The organism is Rhodovarius lipocyclicus, assembly GCF_009900765.1.
Taxonomy (GTDB): Bacteria; Pseudomonadota; Alphaproteobacteria; order Acetobacterales; family Acetobacteraceae; genus Rhodovarius; species Rhodovarius lipocyclicus.
This window is the reverse complement of the sequence record NZ_JAAABL010000086.1, coordinates 1-3,255: the sequence shown is the minus strand read 5'-3', so window position 1 is coordinate 3,255 and position 3,255 is coordinate 1. Positions and strand designations below refer to the sequence as shown.

Annotated in this window: 3 protein-coding genes; all 3 read left to right on the top strand. The window is 70.6% G+C overall.

Annotated features, from left to right (window positions below; translation table 11 throughout):
• The first annotated feature begins 371 nt into the window (after window positions 1-371).
• Entirely contained in the window at window positions 372-1,325 is a 954-nt protein-coding gene (locus GT007_RS22035) for a Bug family tripartite tricarboxylate transporter substrate binding protein (protein WP_160123816.1), read from the top strand.
• A 211-nt stretch (window positions 1,326-1,536) separates the two neighbouring features.
• The gene (gpmI, locus tag GT007_RS22030) at window positions 1,537-3,051 is read left to right on the top strand and encodes a 2,3-bisphosphoglycerate-independent phosphoglycerate mutase (protein ID WP_160123815.1); all 1,515 of its coding nucleotides are present in this window, start codon (window positions 1,537-1,539) and stop codon (window positions 3,049-3,051) included.
• 10 nt (window positions 3,052-3,061) lie between these two features.
• Window positions 3,062-3,255: hypothetical protein (locus GT007_RS22025; RefSeq protein WP_201452018.1), on the top strand; the 194-nt coding region annotated here is incomplete at its 3' end.

Here is a 3,255-nt window from a genome sequence, read left to right as displayed (position 1 = left end):
TGCCCAGGCAATGCGGCGACATCTTCGCCCATTGCTCGTCACTCAAAACCAAACGCTGCGTCATCCAAAGCGTGAATCATAAACACACGTCACCAGGAAAGATCTAAATCTCAACAAGCCCTAATATCAATCATATAATTTCATCGCCGGCTCCAAACTCCTCGCAGGGGCCTGGGGAGATCTTATCTCCCCAGCGGAGGGGTCTGGGGAGGCGGCGCCTCCCCAGCCTGCCTTCACCGGCCGGCGACTGATCACTCCTTGCCCACAGGCCGCCCCGGGTTGCATGGCCTGGCATCACAATCCCTCTGGCAGGTCCACACTGCCCTGAAATCGCTGCCGCGCGCGGCGCCGGGGCACAGCATGCTGCCGCCATGCAACGCCGCCACCTGCCGCTTCTCGCCCTGCCCTTCCTCGCGCGCCCCGCCCTGGCCTGGGCGCCGGACCGCCCGATCCGCCTGGTCGCCCCCTTCGGCGCCGGGGGACCTTCGGATGTCGTCGCCCGGCTGCTGGCGGAGGAGCTGGGCGCCGTGCTCGGCTTCTCCTTCATCGTGGAGAACCGGGCGGGCGGCGGCGGGTCGGTCGCGGCGGAATATGTCGCGCGCTCGCGCCCCGACGGCACCACGCTGATGCTGGCCAGCCAGGCGACCCATGGCGTCAGCCCGGTGGTGAACCGCCTGAACCTGGACCCGGGCACCGAGACCCTGCCCATCGCCAATGTGGCCGGCGTGCCCGCCGCGCTGGTGGTCGCCCCCGGCACGCCCGCCGCCACGCTGGCGGACTTCATCGCCCTGGCGAAATCCCGGCCCGGGGCGCTGTCCTACGGCTCGGCCGGGGTCGGCACCTCCACCCACATGACGCTGGCGCTGCTGGCCCACCGCGCGGGGCTGGACATGCTGCACGTGCCGTTCCGCACCACCGCGCAAGTGTATCCGGAGATCCTGGGCGGGCGGATCACCGCCATGACGGATGCCATCAACACCGCCCTGCCCTTCATCCGCGAAGGGCGGGTGAAGGCGCTGGGCGTCTCCACCCCGCAACGCCTGCCGATCCTGCCCGATGTCCCCGCGATCGCGGAGGCACTGCCAGGCTACGAGGTGCTGAACTGGTACGGTATCAACGGCCCCAACAACACGCCGGCCGAGGCGGTGACGACCCTGCATGACGGCATGCAGCGCCTGCTGGCCAAGCCGGAATTCCAGGCGCGCATCGCGGCCCAGGGGCTGGTGCCGCTGCCGATGAGCACAGCGGAGTACGTGCGCTATATCGCGGCGGACCGCGCGCAATGGGCGGCGCTGGTGGCGGCGACGGGGATCAAGCCGGAGTAGGGCGCCATTTTCATTATAAAAATCAATGGGAAAAACCTTCCCAAGATGTAGCACCAAACCGATCTAGGTCCAGGACCGAGCACGGTCCTGGCGGGGGTGTCGGGGGCGGAGCCCCTGACTGGCGCCCCCACCCCCTGCATGCCTTGGGGTTCCCCTGCGCCCCCCGCCCCGCTATCCCATAGGCAGCGCAACAACCTCAAGGTGAAGCCCCATGCCCCGTCCCGTCATGCTCGTCATTCTGGATGGCTGGGGCTGGCGTGAGGACAGCGCGGACAACGCCGTGCGCCAGGCCCATACCCCGGTCTTCGATGCGTTGTGGGCCGCGGGGCCGCGCAATTTCCTGGCCACCTGCGGCCATGATGTGGGCCTGCCCGAGGGCCAGATGGGCAACAGCGAGGTCGGGCACCTGAACCTCGGCGCCGGGCGCGTGGTGATGCAGGACCTGCCGCGCATCGACGCCGCCATCAAGGACGGCTCGCTGAATGCCATCCCGGAGCTGACGGCGGCCATCGCGACGCTCAAGGCCACGGGCGGCACGCTGCATCTGCTGGGGCTGCTCTCGCCGGGCGGGGTGCACAGCCATCAGAACCAGGCGGTGGCGCTGGCCCGCGCCTTCAGCGCCGCCGGCGTGCCGGTGGCCATCCATGCCTGGACCGACGGGCGCGACACACCCCCCACCGCCGCCCCCGTCTATCTGAAGGATTTCGAGGCCGCCCTGCCCCAGGGCGCGCATGTCGCCACCGTCACCGGCCGCTACTGGGCCATGGACCGCGACAACCGGTGGGAGCGCGTGAGCCGCGCCTACAACGCCATCGTGAAGGCGGAGGGCGCGCCCGCCGCCACCGCCGCCCAGGCCATCGCCGCCGGCCACGCGGCCGGCAAGACCGATGAGTTCCTGGAGCCCGCGATCATCGGCGGCTATGCCGGCGTGAAGCCGGGCGACGGGCTCGCCTGCTTCAACTTCCGCGCCGACCGCGTGCGGGAGATCCTGACCGCCCTGCTGGACCCGGCCTTCGCGGGCTTCGATCGCGGCACGGTGCCCGCCTTCGCCTGCGCCCTGGGCATGACGCAGTATTCCACCGCGCTCGATGCCTTCCTGGCCACGCTGTTCCCGCCGCAGTCGATGCAGGACCTGCTGGGGCAGGTCGTCTCCCGCGCCGGGATGCGGCAGTTGCGCATGGCGGAAACCGAGAAATACCCCCACGTCACCTACTTCCTGAACGGCGGCGAGGAGCCGGTGCTGGAAGGCGAGGACCGCATCATGGTCCCCAGCCCCAAGGTCGCCACCTATGACCTGCAGCCGGAGATGAGCGCGCCGGAGCTGGCCGCCAAGGCCGCCGCCGCCATCCGCTCCGGCACCTATGACCTGATCGTGCTGAACTTCGCCAATGCGGACATGGTGGGCCACACCGGCAGCCTGGCCGCCGCCAAGGCGGCGTGCGAGGCCGTGGACAGCGGGCTGGGCGAGATCGTGGAGGCCATCCGCGAGATGGGCGGCACGCTGCTGGTCACGGCCGACCACGGCAATGCGGAGATGATGAAGGACCCCGCCACCGGCGGCCCGCACACCGCCCATACGCTGAACCTGGTGCCGGTGGTGCTGGTCGGCGGGCCCACGGGCGCCACGCTGGCCAAGGGCCGGCTGGCCGATGTGGCGCCCACCTTGCTCTCCCTGCTGGGGCTGAAGCAGCCGGAAGCGATGACGGGGCACAGCCTGTTGGGGTAAGACCCAGGGCATGGTGATCCGGCCCGGCCTTCTGCTGTTGCTTGCCGCGCTGTGCGCCGCCCAGCCCGCCGTGGGGCAAACCCGGCGGGAGCTGCGCGACGCCCGGCGCAGCGCCGAAAGCCAGGAAGCGGCCGCCGAGGCCGCCGCCCGCGCCGCCGAGGCCGCCCGCGCCGCGGAACAGCGCCTGGCCGAGGCGCGCGTGGC